Genomic DNA, 14,071 nt, shown 5'->3' on the forward strand with positions numbered 1-14,071 from the left:
ATTTGGGAATCCCCTTTCGGGGGTTTCCTTTTTTGTGGTATAATTAGCGCTGTTAAGGAGCGTGGTTTGAATGGAAAGAATTCGTGTGGGAACCTATGTTAACACCCACGGCATACGCGGTGAGATCAAAGTGAAGTCGAACGATGAGACTTTCGAGTATAGCGAGATTTATCTCGAGCGCGGCCCCAGCGGCCCTCTTGAGGTGGCCTCCGTCCGAAAGCACAAGAATCTGTTCATCCTGAAAATTGAAGGGATCGATGATATCAACGCGATCGAACCCTTCAAAGGATCGGCTGTGTACGCCGAAAGGCAACAGATCGACGAACCTGATACCTACTATGTGTCGGAACTAGTGGGCTCCGCCGTGATCACGGTCGATGGGGAGCACGTCGGTACGCTGAAGGATGTGCTGACGGAAACGGCCCAGCCCCTCTACGTGATCAGCGGTAGCGAGGGAGCAGAGTACTTGCTTCCCGGTGTCAAGGCCTTCATCCGATCGATCGATCGGGAGAAGAAGCAGATTCTCATCGATCCCCCAGAAGGGTGGAGGGCGTGAGGTTCGATGTGCTGACGCTTTTCCCCGAGATGTTCGGGGGTTTTCTCTCCACCAGCATGATTCGCATCGGTCTGGAGAAAGAGCGCATGACCGTGGGCGTTCACGACATACGAGCCTATGCGAAGAACAAGCACCGGCGCGTCGATGAATCTCCCTATGGTGGTGGTGCAGGTATGGTCATGACCCCACAGCCTATCGATGACGCCATAAAGGATGTGACGTCAGAACGAGCGCACGTGGTCTACCTTACGCCCAAGGGTCGCAGGCTCGACCAGCAGAAGGTGATGGACCTCGCCGAGAAAGAGCACTTGGTACTTCTCTGCGGTCACTACGAGGGTGTCGACCAGCGTATTCTCGATAAGTGGGTAGACGAGGAGATCTCCATTGGAGACTATGTGCTGACCGGTGGGGAGCTCGCTGCCATGGTGGTGATCGACGCCACCAGCCGTCTGCTCGAAGGTGTGCTCGGAAAAGGGGATTCCTTTCTGGAAGAATCCTTCATGGACGGACTGCTGGAGCACGATCATTATACGCGGCCTAGAGAGTATGAAAAAAGGCCTGTTCCCGACGTCCTTCTATCCGGTGACCACAAGGCCATCGCAGCCTGGCGGCTCGAGCGGGCTATCGACGAGACCCTCATGAAGAGACCTGATCTCATCGAGACCTACCTCGATGATCCGAGGCGGCCTGAAAAAATCAAGGGTTTGATCAGGAAACGGTTGAACAGACGATAGGATCTGTGGTATAATTCAATAGTTGTATTACGGACGGTCCTCTGGTGCTTCCCGCGCTAATGAACGTCTATAACGAAGGGAGGGTAATACACGATGAATATTATTCAGCAAATCGAGAAGGAACAAATGAAACAGGATCTCGTTGCCTTTAACGTAGGTGACACGGTTCAGGTGCACCTGAAGGTTGTCGAGGGTAAGCGAGAGCGTATCCAGATCTTCGAGGGCATCGTGATGAAACGCCAGGGTGGCGGAATCGGCGAGACGTTTACCGTTCGCAAGATCTCATCCGGTGTGGGTGTTGAGAAGACACTTCCGCTCCATTCGCCTAAAATCGACAAGATCGTTGTCACAAGACGTGGTAAAGTGCGACGTGCTCGCATCAACTACCTCAGACAGCGAGTCGGTAAAGCTGCGAAGGTCAAAGAGAGAATGTACTAGAAACAGGGGCTGTTTATCGGCCCTTTTTTCGCGCCCGGCGAGGGGGACGCACGCGCGTTCCCCTCTCTTTTTTAAAGAGCCAATCGTAGGTCGGTGGGCCTATGTTATAATAGTAGGGAAATGAGGTGACACGCTTTGAAAATCAATTGGTACCCAGGACACATGAAGAAAACGAAAGACCTGATCACCGATCACTTGAAACTCATCGATGTGGTGGTGGAACTTTTAGATGCACGGATCCCCGAGAGCAGTCGGAATCCGCAGCTCGATGAGCTGATCGGTGACAAGAAACGGATCGTAGCCCTGAACAAATTCGATCTGGCGGATCCCGAAGTCGTTGACGAGTGGGTGGCGCATTACAATCAGAAGCGCATCAAGGCGATCCCCATCAACTCGGTGAATGGCTTCGGTGTGAACCGTCTCCTGCACGAGGTGAAAACCAGCTGTGCCGACATTCACGAGGCCATGGCGGCCAAGGGAAGGAAACCTAGGGCCATCCGCGTGATGATCGTGGGGATCCCCAACGTGGGAAAATCTTCACTGATCAACAAGCTGGCCGGCAAGAAGACCGCTAAGACGGGGAACAAACCGGGCGTGACCAAGGGGAAGCAGTGGATTCGAATCAGAAAGGGCCTCGAGCTCTTCGACACGCCGGGTATCCTGTGGCCCAAGATCGACGATGAGGAAGTCGGGATGAAGCTGGCCTATACGGGGGCCATCAAGGACGAGATCATGGACATCGAGAACCTTGCTTTTCATCTGATCAAGTTCCTCGAGATCAAATACCCCGAGGTGCTGGCGAGTCGCTATGATCTGCAATTAGAAGAAAGGGAGACCATTGAAACCATGGATGCCATTGGTCGGCGACGCGGCTGTGTGCTTCCGGGCGACGAAGTGGATTACCACAAGGTGGCCGTACTGGTGCTCGATGAGTTTCGAAAGGGAATCCTAGGACAGGTCTCCCTTGAAAAGCCGGAGGATGAGGAGGCGTGAAACCCATCGCCACGCTACGCGAAGAACTCGAGGGTCTCTCCACCGCAGAACAGATGCGTTACCTCGCACCTTATGCTGCCGACGAGAGAAAAGGAGTACAGCGATTGATCGATAGCACCAAAAGATTGGCCGCTTTAGAGGAGGCGAAACGTATCCATGCCAAGGGGCTCGCGGATTTCGATCGGGGCCACGGTGATCGCACCGTGATCTGTGGGATCGATGAAGCGGGTCGAGGACCTTTGGCCGGCCCCGTCGTCGCGGCCGCTGTTATCCTCCCCGCGGAGATGGAAATTCTGGGGCTCGATGACTCGAAAAAGTTATCGGCAGCCGAACGAGACCGCCTCTTTGACTTCATCCGCGAGGAGGCGATCGCCTTTGGTGTCGGGATCGTGGACCATAAGACCATCGATCGCATCAACATCCTTGAGGCGACGAAACTGGCCATGGGACAGGCCTTAGATCAACTCGGGGTTCTCTGTGAGCTGGCCCTCATCGACGCCGTGCGCTTCGCACAGTTCCCTGTGCCGGTGACCAGTATCATCCGCGGGGATGAAAAGAGCGCCTGTATAGCAGCGGCCTCAGTCCTCGCAAAGGTGACCAGAGACCGGATCATGATCGAGATGGACCACAGCCACCCCGGTTACGATTTCACCTCCCACAAAGGCTACGGTACCCAGAAGCATTACGAGGCCCTCACCCGATTGGGTCCTTCGCCCATCCACCGGAGATCCTTCTTGTAGACAAAGGTTCCCTTGAAAGGCCGTGGTCTGAATGCGCGTTCAATCGCAACTGCACCGTATGCTCCTGCAAAGTGTTGATCGTCCGAACCTGGTCGAGCTACTTCGTGTGGGTGACCGCGTGGAGGCAAAGGTCCTTCGTGTCACGGGGGAGACCGTCCTGCTCAGTCTAGCCGGAGAACGGGCGCGTGTCGCCAATACCTCCGATCTGCAGCTGGTACCTGGCGAGTCTCTCGTGCTGGAGATGACCAGTCGCGAGGGCGATGTGCTGATCGCCCGTCCCGCGTCCGTGGCTCCACCGGCGCCTTCGGATCAGCAAGTGATAGAGCAACTGGCCAGAACACTGGATATTCCGCTGAACGAAGAGAGCGGTCGCATTCTCCAGACCATGATCCGCGGGGGGCTGCCCTTGACCAAAGAGGCCTTCCAGAGCGTGAAACTCGGCCAGTTCATGACGCGGGAGATCGTCGATCAGTTGACCCGTGTCCTGCTACCACAGGCATCTGAGGGTCAGGGAAAGTCGGTCATGCATAAGACCGCGGATCCTCATCCGGTCCAAGGGGACCTAGGCGGGAGTGCTTCGGCGGCCAAGGTAGAGCAGAAGCCAGCCAATGAACAGGCTCCTCAGGTGCAACGTGCTTTCGATTTGCCGATGAAAGAGGTCTTCCGGGTCCTACCAGCGCTCATGAACACCCTTGAAGCCGCGGAACAGCCTGTCACCGACCGCGGTGAGACGCTCGAGACGCTCGTCCGAATGGTGGATAGTGGCGAGCGGTTGACCGAGGCGCTCGTCCTCTTGACGAAGGCGGGTGGAGATCTAACGCTCAAGCAGTTGTTTTTACTCGATCGAACGGTCTTCGCCGGCTCACCCGCAACGCGAGATTTGAGTGCGCTTGTCCGCGGTCTCGAACAGTTGCTCGCCCAGGCGGATGTGCGGCCGGAAATTTTGGATGCGCTTTCTAATGAGAAGAATGAAGAGCAGGCGGTGACGAGGTTGTTGGAGAACCTGGTGCGCGCGGCCACTGAAAAGGGGCACGGAGAAGAAGCGGAGCGACTGCAGACGCACCTGGAGACCTATCGTGAGAAGATGGATTTTCTGGTACGTCTCCAGGACCAGTACCATTTTGTACACGTGCCCCTAGAGAGGCGGGATGCTGTGCTCGGCATGGATCTCTTCGTGAAAAAACGAGGTAATCGGAAGGATCCCGATGCGCCCATCACCCTCTATATCGGGCTCGATACCCACTTCCTCGACCGCGTGAAGGTCCTCTTTTCCTATGATAAGAGATACCTGGACCTGACCTTCAAGCTCGCGACCGAAGGGGCCAGGCTAAGGGTCGAAGGCGCGCTGGACGAGCTAGAGCGCATCCTAGAGCCCCTGGGCCTACAAGATATTCGGGTGCAGGCAGTGGTGGAAGAAGAGCCTTCGATCAAAGAGGCTTTCTTCGATATGACACCGGATGCTTATGCCACCATCGACGCGAGGGTGTGAGTGATGTGAAAAAGAAAAAAGCAGCGGCCCTTCAGTACAGACCCGGCGCCCAGTACGCACCAAGGGTGGTGGCGAGCGGTGAGGGCTACATTGCCGAGAAGATTCTCGAGATCGCCGGGGAACAGCAGATCCCCGTCTACGAGGATGAACAGTTGGCCGATCAATTGGCGGCCCTAGCGCTGGGGGAAGAGATCCCCTATGAACTCTACGAAGCGGTGGCGGGTGTGCTCGCTTTCATCGCGCGGATCGATCAGGAGGAGGCACGATAGTCTTGGAATTTCAGATCAAACGGAGGACCATCCTGTTGCAGGTGCTCGTCATTATTTTTTTCGCTTCATTTTTATTGGTCTACCCCGGACTCTATACCTATATCATCGGAACCATCTTCATTCTGTTCTTCGGAAAGGATACGCTCAAGTTGCTCAAGCGAAAGTATCGGGTGACAGAAGATGCGCTGGAGATTCTCAAGGGTGATACCGTCGACAGAAGGTATCCCTTTAAAGATATGACGATGTTGACTCTGACCAAGAAGAACACCCGGTGGGTGGTGGCTGTTTTCGGAGACGAAATGGTGACCCTTAAGCCAGCCATTGAAGACCGTCGACAGCTCTTGCAGGCGATTGTAGAACAGAACCGCAAGAACCGCAATTTCTTGATGCACCAAGATCTGGTGACACTCTATGCACTCGATGCGCAGGTGAACGACGAAGGCAAGCTCATCGGATGAGTTGCAACGCCCCCTTATTTGCCATATAATGGTAATGAAAGGGGGGCGTTTCATGCGCGTTGACCAGCAGTACATAAGTCGTTTAGCACGATTGGGTATCCACTTGAGCCACAGGGGGGAGGCCGAGTATCCCTTGGCCCTGGAAACCCTGCACCGTCCACCGGAGAGGCTTCACCTCTTGGGCGATACCACCTTGCTCACGGGCCGGCGTGTGGCGATCATCGGCTCCAGAATGGCCACACAGACGGGGGTCCACACGGCAGGAACAATCGCCAGGACCCTATCCGAAAACGGTGTGACCGTCGTCAGCGGCCTTGCCAGGGGTATCGATGCGGCGGCCCACCGCGGTGCACTATCCGGTCGAGGGTCCACCATAGGCATCTTGGGGCATGGTTTCTCCACGGTCTATCCGCCGGAACACCGGCATCTTTACACGCAATTGAAAGAACGGGGCCTGCTCATCAGCGCCTATCCATTGGATACACCCGTCGGCCGTTACCGGTTCGTACAGCGCAACCGGTTGATCGCTGCCCTGTCCGAGGCCGTGGTGGTGGTCGAGGCCGGAAAACGTTCCGGCACCCGCCACACGGTGGACTTCGCCCTTTCTCTCGGTAGAGAGATTTTTGTGGTCCCCCAACACCCGGCTAGGCCCAACAGCGCGGGCTTGATGGATTTATTAAAACTGGGGGCCACCCCCTTGGACGATGTCGCGGATCTTCTTGAAATTTTTGTGAACCGGTGAGGTGCGACTTGACAAACCCATGAGGGACCTTTATATTAAATGGAGGCTCAAGTGTTCAAAAAGATGAAACGATTCGGAACATTTAAAATATTAGCATCCCCACTGGAGAGGTGACTATGGCAAAGTATCTTGTGATCGTGGAATCGCCGGCCAAGGCGAAGACGATCGAGAAGTTTCTCGGAAGAAATTACAAAGTCAAAGCATCGGTGGGTCACGTACGTGACCTGCCGAAATCAAAGATGGGTGTCGACGTGGACAACGATTTCGAACCACGTTACATCACCATCCGCGGAAAAGGTGAAGTGCTCAAGGAATTGAAAAAGCTGGCCAAGAAGGCTGAAAAAGTCTTCCTTGCCACCGACCCCGACCGCGAAGGCGAAGCAATCGCCTGGCACCTGGCGACCTATTTGAAAATCGATCCCGATTCCGATTGCCGGGTGACCTTCCAGGAGATCACGAAAACGGCAATCAAAGAGGCCATGAAACACCCGAGGTCCATCGACCAGGACCTGGTGGATGCACAGCAGGCCCGACGGATCTTGGACCGACTCGTGGGTTACAGTATCAGCCCCATTCTATGGCGAAAGATCATGAAGGGTCTCAGCGCGGGTCGCGTACAATCGGTGGCCACTAAGCTGGTCTGCGATCGCGAGCGGGAGATCGACGCTTTCGTGGAAGAAGAATACTGGAAACTGGCCGTCTCGGTAAAGAAGACGGAAAAGGACCTGACGCCCTTCGATATTGAGTATGCAGGGAAGGGAAAGAAAAAAGAGACATTGCCGGACAAGAACACGGTGACGGCAATCGAGGAAGAACTCCTCAAGCATCCCTACATCGTGAATTCCGTGGATAAGAAGACCAAGTACAGAAAACCCTTCGCGCCCTTTACGACGTCCAGCCTGCAGCAGGAAGCTTCCAATCGCTTCGGTTTCTCCACCAAGAAGACCATGATGGTGGCCCAGCAGCTTTACGAGGGTATCGCGATCAAGGGTGAGGGGACAACGGGTCTGATCACGTACATGCGTACGGATTCAACGCGCGTGAGCGACGAGGCGAAAAGCTCAGCCCACAGCCTGATCGGTGAGCGCTACGGGAAAGAGTATCTCAACGAGAAGGGACAGAAGAAAAAAGCGGTCAAAGGATCACAGGATGCGCACGAAGCCATCCGGCCGACCTACGTGCATCTGGACCCCGAGAAAATCAACGAATCGCTGAAGAAAGACCAATACCGACTCTATAAATTAATCTGGGACCGCTTCGTGGCCTCAGAGATGGCGGCCGCCAGTTATGAGGCCATTGCCGTGGATGTGGCAAACGGTGAGCATCACCTGAAGGCTAACGGCACCCGTGCGCTTTTCGATGGGTACCTGAAAGTCTATCGCTACCAGAATTTCACGGACACCGTGCTACCTGAGCTGGTGGAGGGGGAAGAGCTCAAGAAGATTCGCTTCAAACCTTCTCAGCACTTCACGAAGCCACCCGCACGTTATTCGGAAGCTTCACTGGTCAAGGAGATGGAGGACAAGGGTATCGGGCGACCGAGTACCTATGCGCCGACGATCTCCACGATCTTGTCCCGCGGTTATGTCGAGCGAGAGAAGAAGAGTCTGAAGCCGACGGAACTCGGCCAACTGACGAACGATATCATGGAGAACCACTTCGATACCATCGTGGACGTGGACTTCACAGCCACGATGGAGTCGGAGTTCGATAGGGTCGAAGAAGGCGAGCACGCATGGAAAGAGGTCATCCGCTCTTTCTACGAGAATTTCGAGAAGCTCCTCGAGAAGGCCGATGAGGCCATCGAGAAAGTGGATATGACGGAAAAAACCGATAAGATCTGCCCCAAGTGTGGGGCGGAGATGGTGATCCGTCACGGCCGCTTCGGAAAATTCTACGCCTGTAGCCAGTACCCTGATTGCGATCACACCGAACCCTTTTTGATCGAAATCGGTGTCCCTTGTCCGAGCTGCGAAGACGGACAGGTGGTCGAAAGAAAAACAAAGAAATACAAAACCTTTTACGGTTGTTCTAATTACCCGGACTGTCGCTTCGTTTCGTGGAAGAAACCCGTCGGCAGACCGTGTCCCAAATGTTCGGAGCCATTGGTGGAACATAGAACGCGCAAGGGTGCGTCCATCAAGTGCATGAACAAGAAGTGTGATTACACAGAACCGCTCAACGATTAAGAGGAGGGAACATCATTGTCTACTTTATTAGAAAAAATGCGACGTCTGAATAAAATTTTAATGACCACCGGCGGTACGCCCTTGTCCTTCAACGAACTATGCGATTCGCTAAAAGACATCTTGCTTGCCAATGTATACGTGGCCAGCAAGAAGGGGAAGGCCATCGGACTGGGACTTTACGATCACGAGGATAGCCCTTTGATCGATGAAGAGGGGAGCAATGTGCAGATTTTCCCCCACGACTACACCGAGCAGATCAATAAGATCAATGAGGTGAAGGTAAACCTTACCCGCGATAGCCTGATCGATGTCTTTAAGAACGATATCGACTCTTATACCAAGTTCGCGACGATCATTCCCATCGTAGGGAAGAACGAGCGGCAGGGAACCATGATCCTTTCGAGAAGAACCGAGAGTTTCACAGAAGAAGATCTGGTGCTCGCGGAGTATGCTTCTGCAATCATAGGTCTGGAGATCCTGCGTTCGAAAAGCGAGGCAGCGGAAGCGAAAGCGCGCAAGCAGGCGTTGGTGGAGATGGCCATCGGTACCCTAAGCTACTCGGAGCGCGAGGCCATCGAGCATATTTTCAACGAGCTCGAGGGAGACGAGGGCCTCTTGGTCGCTTCAAAGGTGGCGGACCGAGCCGGCATCACCCGTTCGGTGATCGTCAACGCGCTGAGGAAATTCGAGAGCGCGGGACTGATCGAATCGCGTAGCCTCGGGATGAAGGGAACGTACATCAAGATCCTCAATGATATGCTCAAGCCTGAGCTCGAACGCATCAAACGGTAAAGAAAGTGGAGACACTTTCTTTTTTTTTTCGCCCTATACCATATATGGGTAAAAAAAAGGATTGATGCGGTAGATGTTGTATGAAATAATAGTATCAAGCATGTCCGGGTGCAAGGGAACTCAAGCTTTGTACACCCGGTGACGATATTGTGACAAAGGGGTGAGTTGTGATGTTAAATCAATCGTTGAGTCAGATGCTCTTTCTCGATCGCGCACTGGATGGTTCGTGGTTAAAGAACGAGGCGATTTCGAACAACCTGGCTAATGCAGAGACGCCCGGCTACAAGCGGGAAGTCGTCCGTTTTGAAGAGACCTTAAAAAAGGAACTCCAGAGAACTTCTGGTGTCCAGATGGCCATGACGGATCCGCGTCACATGACCCCAGAGGGCACTTTGGGTCCTCGGATTGAGAAGGTGCGCGATACTGCGGTCCGCAAGGATGATAACAATGTGGATATCGATGTGGAGATGGCCGAACTCGCGGCCAACCAGATTCAATATAACGCCACAATCAATCAATTGAACCAACAGATCAACCGCTTGAAGAGCGTCATCCGGAACGGGAGGTAGGACGCATGAGTTTTTTTAAATCGATAACAGTGAGCGCCACGGGTCTCACGGCCGAGCGCCTGCGCATGGATATTATTTCGAAGAATATTGCCAACGCCAACACGACGCGCACGGCCGCAGGTACGCCTTATCGCCGTCAGATGCCGGTGTTCCGCTCCAAGGAAGATGCCAGCTTCTCGTCGATCATCGATCGTGCCAAAGGGCTCGATCACGGTGGTCAGGGTGTGGAGGTCGTGGGCATCATAGAAGACCAGGCACCCTTTAAGAAAGAGTATAATCCAGGGCACCCCGAGGCCAACGAGCAGGGGTACGTCTACATGCCCAATGTGGATGTGGTCACAGAGATGATCAACCTGATCGCCTCCTCTCGTGCCTATGAAGCCAATGTGACGGCGATGAACAGTTCAAAAGCAATGGCCATGAAGGCCCTAGAGATCGGGAGATAGATAGATGGATATCAAGATCGATGGACTCATGCCGACCATGCCCAATAGGACCGTTGGGAAGGACCAGGCTACCGCGGGTATTGATTTCAAGGAGGTTCTGAACGAATCCCTCAGGAACTTGAACGAAACTGAGCTCAACGCACAGGAAATGGATCGCCTGCTGGCCATCGGGGAGATCGACAATCTACACGATGTCATGGTAGCCTCCCAACAGGCGGAGATCGCCCTGAACCTTGCGTTGGAGATCAAGACGCAGGTGATCGATGCCTACAAGGAGATCATGAGGTTACAACTGTAAGGTAGATAGACGAGAATGAGGTGTGATGCGGCGTGCCCGATTTTATATCAAGACTAAAAGAACAATTTCAGACTTTGTTCGGCAAGCTGGACAGAAAACGTCAAATCGCTGTCGCCGGTGGCGCCCTCGCCCTGGTGATCCTTTTGACGTTGACCATTTTTTTGACCACTCGCGCCGACTACGTACCCTTGGCGCAGGGTCTCGCCGTGACGGAGGCGGCCGCAGTGACGGAAAGGCTCGATGAACTGGGCGTGAATTGGCGCGATGAACAGGATGCGAGTACGATTCTGGTCCCCAAGGAGGACCTGACCCGCGCCAAGATGGCCTTGGCCGTGGATGGCATCTTGGGTCAGAAGGACTTTTCCTGGACCGAAGCCTTTAACAATAGTTCGATCACCACGACCTCGGAGACGAAGGAAAAAATGTTTTTGATTGCCCAGGCGACGGCTCTCTCCTCAGCCATTGAAACCCTCGAGGGAATCGAGAATGCCGTGGTCAACCTATACATACCGAACGATAGTGCTTTTTTCGTCAACGCCGATAACCAATCGCGTGCCTCGGTCATCCTGCAGTTACGGCCCAGCGTCACCTTATCCGACCGACAGGTAGAAGGTATCGTGATGATCCTGGTGAACTCCGTCAAGGGACTTGAACAGGACAACGTATCGATCATCGATAACAGTGGTGTCCAGCTCAACCGCGCGGGTGCTAGCACGGACGATATGATCGCTTCCACGCAGTACGAGCTGCAGATTGAGGTGGAAGAGCGCCTGACAAGGCAGCTCATGACCTTCCTCTCGTCGATCTACGGACAGAGCAATGTGAAGGTGATGCCCAGCGTCACATTGAATTTCGATACACGGGAAGTGGTCTCCACGGTCTTCGAACCGCCGAATGAGGAGGACAATGAGGGTCTCGTGAGGAGCCTCTCAGAGATTTCCGAAGAGGTCAACAACGACGGGGCACAGGGCGTGCCCGGTACGGACGCCAACGGCGAAACCACCAACTACGTGGAAGAGGCCTCGGGAGCCGGCGATTACCAGAGCGCCAGTCGAACGCTAAATTATGAACTCAATGAGATCAACACCCGCCTTGTGGAGGCCAAGGGGCAGATCGAGTCCCTTTCCATCGCGGTGGTCGTGAACGAGACCGTTCTCGAGAATAGTAACCTCACAGAAGAACACCGGGCGGAGCTCGGTCAACTCATCGCGGCGTCCGCCGGCGTGGACCCCGGTGCCGTCCAGGTGACCGCCATGGCCTTCGCCGATCCACTGGCCGATTACGATGTCTTTGGCCCCGATGATTCGGCGGGAACCGTTCTCGGCATACCGGTGGGTGTGCTCATCATGATCGCCGTAGGTATCGTGATCGCGACCCTCGCTGTTTTCGCCGTGATGCGGCTGCGCAGCAAGCAGAGGCAAAAACTCCTCGAAGAGGAGGAGAAGCAGAAGGAACTCGAGCGAGAGCTCGACGAAATCCAGTCCAAGGAAGCGGACAAGAACAGTCCTAAGTATCAGATCGAAAAGTTCATCGATTCAAATCCCGAGGCGGTATCCCGTCTGATGCGCGCTTGGATGAGCGAAGATAAATAGAAGGAGTGTTAGCATGGCAAAGGATCTAACTGGTAAGCAAAAGGCGGCGGTGCTGCTCATTGCCCTGGGTCCAGATTACTCCGCAAAAATCTTCGCGGAGCTAAAGGAAGAAGAGATTGAGGAACTAACCCTTGAAATCGCCAATATGCGCAAGATCAAACCCGAGGAGAAGACAAACATCATGGAGGAGTTCTACCAGATCTGCCTGGCGCAGGAGTTCATCTCCGAGGGCGGCATCGGGTATGCCAAGGAGGTCCTCGAGAAAGCGATGGGATCCCAAAAGGCTCTGGAAATCATCAACAAGCTGACGGCCTCCCTGCAGGTGAGACCCTTTGATTTCGTCCGCAAGGCAGATGCTAGCCAGTTGTTGAACTTCATCCAGAACGAACACCCGCAAACATTGGCACTGGTACTCTCTTATCTCAACCCCTCGCAATCTGCCACGATCCTATCGGCCCTCGCCCAGGACAAACAGGCCGATGTAGCCCAACGGATCGCCACCATGGACTCCACATCACCCGATGTCATCAAGGAGGTCGAACTGGTCCTCGAGCGCAAACTGTCTTCGATGGTCACCCAAGACTACTCCTCGACAGGCGGGATCCAGTCGATCGTGGATATCCTCAACTCCGTGGATCGTGGGACAGAGAAGTACATCATGGAGACGCTCGAGATTGAGAATGCAGAGCTAGCGGAGGAAATCCGCAAGAAGATGTTTGTGTTCGAAGACATCGTCAACCTCGATTCCACATCGATTCAGCGTTTTATCCGGGAAGTGGACAATCAGGACCTCACGATTGCGCTCAAGGGCAGCATAGAAGAGGTCAAGGATCTGATTTTCAACAACATGTCCAAACGCATGGCCGATATGATGAAGGAAGACATGGAGTTCATGGGTCCCGTGCGGCTTCGTGATGTGGAAGAAGCCCAGCAGAAGATTGTGAATGTCATCCGTAAGCTTGAGGAAGCTGGAGAAATTATCATCGCGCGCGGTGGAGGAGATGAGCTGATTGTCTAAGATCCTCAAGGGACGACAAATCGTCATCGATGACAAGGCCTACGTCGTGACACCCAAGGCACCTTTGCCGACCCATGAAGAGCAATATGCCGAACCGACCGGCCCCAGTACAGAGGAACTGAAAGAACGACGTTTGAAAGAAGCGGATGCAATTATTGAGAACGCGCTTTCCGAGGCGAAGAAAACGATCGACGAGGCGGAGTCAGAGAAACAGCAAATCCTTGAGATGGCCAGCGAAGAGGCCCAGCGGATCCGCGAACAAGCCCGTGAGGCGGGTCACGCCGAGGGAATCGATCAAGGCTACACAGAAGGCTGGCAGGAGTCGCGGCAGATCGTCGACGAGGCAAGAGCACTCAAGGACCAGACTATCGAAGCATACCGCGATTACCTTGATAAGGCCGAAAAGGATCTCCTTCGCCTAACCATCGATACAATCGAACGGGTGCTGCGCAAGGAAATGGAAGAGACCTCCTCCATCGAGGGGCTTTTACGCGATGGAGTCCAGAGGCTCTCCCATATCGAGACCATGCGGGTCTTCGTATCACCCAGAGATCTAGATTATGCGCGCGTGCTCGAACCCGAGCTCGTGGTGCTCACGGACAAGGTGGGTCAGCTGGTGATCGAAGAGGACCCCAAACTAAAGCCCGGTAGCGTGGTGGTGGAATCCGATGGTGGCGCAGTGGACCTTAGCATCGACAAGCAGTTCAAACGGATTGAGGCCGCCCTCAGGGCCCGCCTCGGGGAGTGA

The 14,071-nt window shown here is 54.4% G+C and carries 17 protein-coding genes; all 17 read left to right on the top strand.

From position 1 onward, the window contains the following. Window positions 1–70: 70 nt before the first annotated feature. The 17 genes from rimM (at window position 71) to ACULM0_RS00660 (ending at window position 14,071) form a co-directional block, all read left to right on the top strand. Window positions 71–556 carry a ribosome maturation factor RimM gene (gene rimM / locus ACULM0_RS00580; RefSeq protein WP_463678512.1) on the top strand — a complete coding sequence of 162 codons (486 nt, stop codon included), beginning with the start codon at window positions 71–73 and terminating at the stop codon, window positions 554–556. Beyond that, window positions 553–1,290, top strand: a complete 738-nt coding sequence (gene trmD, locus ACULM0_RS00585) for a tRNA (guanosine(37)-N1)-methyltransferase TrmD (protein ID WP_463678513.1) — start codon at window positions 553–555, stop codon at window positions 1,288–1,290. The genes rimM and trmD overlap by 4 nt, the downstream gene beginning before the upstream one ends. 93 nt (window positions 1,291–1,383) lie before the next feature. After that, entirely contained in the window at window positions 1,384–1,728 is a 345-nt protein-coding gene (gene rplS, locus ACULM0_RS00590; protein WP_463678514.1) for a 50S ribosomal protein L19, read from the top strand. A gap of 135 nt (window positions 1,729–1,863) precedes the next feature. Next, window positions 1,864–2,721 carry a ribosome biogenesis GTPase YlqF gene (gene ylqF, locus ACULM0_RS00595; RefSeq protein ID WP_463678515.1) on the top strand — a complete coding sequence of 286 codons (858 nt, stop codon included), beginning with the start codon at window positions 1,864–1,866 and terminating at the stop codon, window positions 2,719–2,721. After that, on the top strand, window positions 2,718–3,461 hold the full coding sequence (locus tag ACULM0_RS00600) for a ribonuclease HII (protein WP_463678516.1): 744 nt from the start codon (window positions 2,718–2,720) through the stop codon (window positions 3,459–3,461). Before ylqF ends, ACULM0_RS00600 begins: the two co-directional genes overlap by 4 nt. A gap of 31 nt (window positions 3,462–3,492) precedes the next feature. Further along, window positions 3,493–4,950, top strand: coding sequence for a hypothetical protein (locus ACULM0_RS00605; RefSeq protein ID WP_463678517.1), 1,458 nt, complete (start codon window positions 3,493–3,495; stop codon window positions 4,948–4,950). A gap of 5 nt (window positions 4,951–4,955) precedes the next feature. Then, window positions 4,956–5,219 carry an EscU/YscU/HrcU family type III secretion system export apparatus switch protein gene (locus ACULM0_RS00610; RefSeq protein WP_463678518.1) on the top strand — a complete coding sequence of 88 codons (264 nt, stop codon included), beginning with the start codon at window positions 4,956–4,958 and terminating at the stop codon, window positions 5,217–5,219. 2 nt (window positions 5,220–5,221) lie between these two features. After that, window positions 5,222–5,677, top strand: a complete 456-nt coding sequence (locus ACULM0_RS00615) for a hypothetical protein (protein WP_463678519.1) — start codon at window positions 5,222–5,224, stop codon at window positions 5,675–5,677. 52 nt (window positions 5,678–5,729) lie between these two features. Next, a complete protein-coding gene (gene dprA, locus ACULM0_RS00620; RefSeq protein WP_463678520.1) occupies window positions 5,730–6,419 on the top strand; it encodes a DNA-processing protein DprA in 690 nt (229 codons plus the stop codon). 116 nt (window positions 6,420–6,535) lie between these two features. Further along, complete coding sequence (gene topA / locus ACULM0_RS00625) at window positions 6,536–8,608, top strand: type I DNA topoisomerase (protein WP_463678521.1); 2,073 nt, start codon at window positions 6,536–6,538, stop codon at window positions 8,606–8,608. 15 nt (window positions 8,609–8,623) lie between these two features. Further along, entirely contained in the window at window positions 8,624–9,400 is a 777-nt protein-coding gene (gene codY / locus ACULM0_RS00630) for a GTP-sensing pleiotropic transcriptional regulator CodY (RefSeq protein ID WP_463678522.1), read from the top strand. Window positions 9,401–9,570: 170 nt separating this feature from the next. After that, window positions 9,571–9,969, top strand: coding sequence for a flagellar basal body rod protein FlgB (gene flgB, locus ACULM0_RS00635; protein ID WP_463678523.1), 399 nt, complete (start codon window positions 9,571–9,573; stop codon window positions 9,967–9,969). A 5-nt stretch (window positions 9,970–9,974) separates the two neighbouring features. Further along, a complete protein-coding gene (gene flgC / locus ACULM0_RS00640) occupies window positions 9,975–10,415 on the top strand; it encodes a flagellar basal body rod protein FlgC (RefSeq protein WP_463678524.1) in 441 nt (146 codons plus the stop codon). A gap of 4 nt (window positions 10,416–10,419) precedes the next feature. Further along, window positions 10,420–10,713 (top strand): flagellar hook-basal body complex protein FliE, encoded by a 294-nt coding sequence (fliE, locus tag ACULM0_RS00645; RefSeq protein WP_463678525.1) that lies wholly within the window; start codon window positions 10,420–10,422, stop codon window positions 10,711–10,713. Between the two features lie 32 nt (window positions 10,714–10,745). Beyond that, window positions 10,746–12,305 carry a flagellar basal-body MS-ring/collar protein FliF gene (gene fliF, locus ACULM0_RS00650; RefSeq protein WP_463678526.1) on the top strand — a complete coding sequence of 520 codons (1,560 nt, stop codon included), beginning with the start codon at window positions 10,746–10,748 and terminating at the stop codon, window positions 12,303–12,305. A 13-nt stretch (window positions 12,306–12,318) separates the two neighbouring features. Beyond that, entirely contained in the window at window positions 12,319–13,323 is a 1,005-nt protein-coding gene (gene fliG, locus ACULM0_RS00655) for a flagellar motor switch protein FliG (RefSeq protein WP_463678527.1), read from the top strand. After that, window positions 13,316–14,071, top strand: a complete 756-nt coding sequence (locus ACULM0_RS00660; RefSeq protein ID WP_463678528.1) for a FliH/SctL family protein — start codon at window positions 13,316–13,318, stop codon at window positions 14,069–14,071. Before fliG ends, ACULM0_RS00660 begins: the two co-directional genes overlap by 8 nt.

This window comes from Halotolerantifilum yawarlongkerapense, from assembly GCF_054506745.1.

Excerpts from the sequence above, each read along its gene's own strand:
- fliE (WP_463678525.1), top strand. The coding sequence starts at position 10,420 with ATGGATATCAAGATCGATGGACTCATGCCGACCATGCCCAATAGGACC.
- rimM (WP_463678512.1), top strand. The coding sequence starts at position 71 with ATGGAAAGAATTCGTGTGGGAACCTATGTTAACACCCACGGCATACGC.
- flgC (WP_463678524.1), top strand. The coding sequence starts at position 9,975 with ATGAGTTTTTTTAAATCGATAACAGTGAGCGCCACGGGTCTCACGGCC.
- ACULM0_RS00605 (WP_463678517.1), top strand. The coding sequence starts at position 3,493 with ATGCGCGTTCAATCGCAACTGCACCGTATGCTCCTGCAAAGTGTTGAT.
- topA (WP_463678521.1), top strand. The coding sequence starts at position 6,536 with ATGGCAAAGTATCTTGTGATCGTGGAATCGCCGGCCAAGGCGAAGACG.
- dprA (WP_463678520.1), top strand. The coding sequence starts at position 5,730 with ATGCGCGTTGACCAGCAGTACATAAGTCGTTTAGCACGATTGGGTATC.
- rplS (WP_463678514.1), top strand. The coding sequence starts at position 1,384 with ATGAATATTATTCAGCAAATCGAGAAGGAACAAATGAAACAGGATCTC.
- flgB (WP_463678523.1), top strand. The coding sequence starts at position 9,571 with ATGTTAAATCAATCGTTGAGTCAGATGCTCTTTCTCGATCGCGCACTG.
- fliG (WP_463678527.1), top strand. The coding sequence starts at position 12,319 with ATGGCAAAGGATCTAACTGGTAAGCAAAAGGCGGCGGTGCTGCTCATT.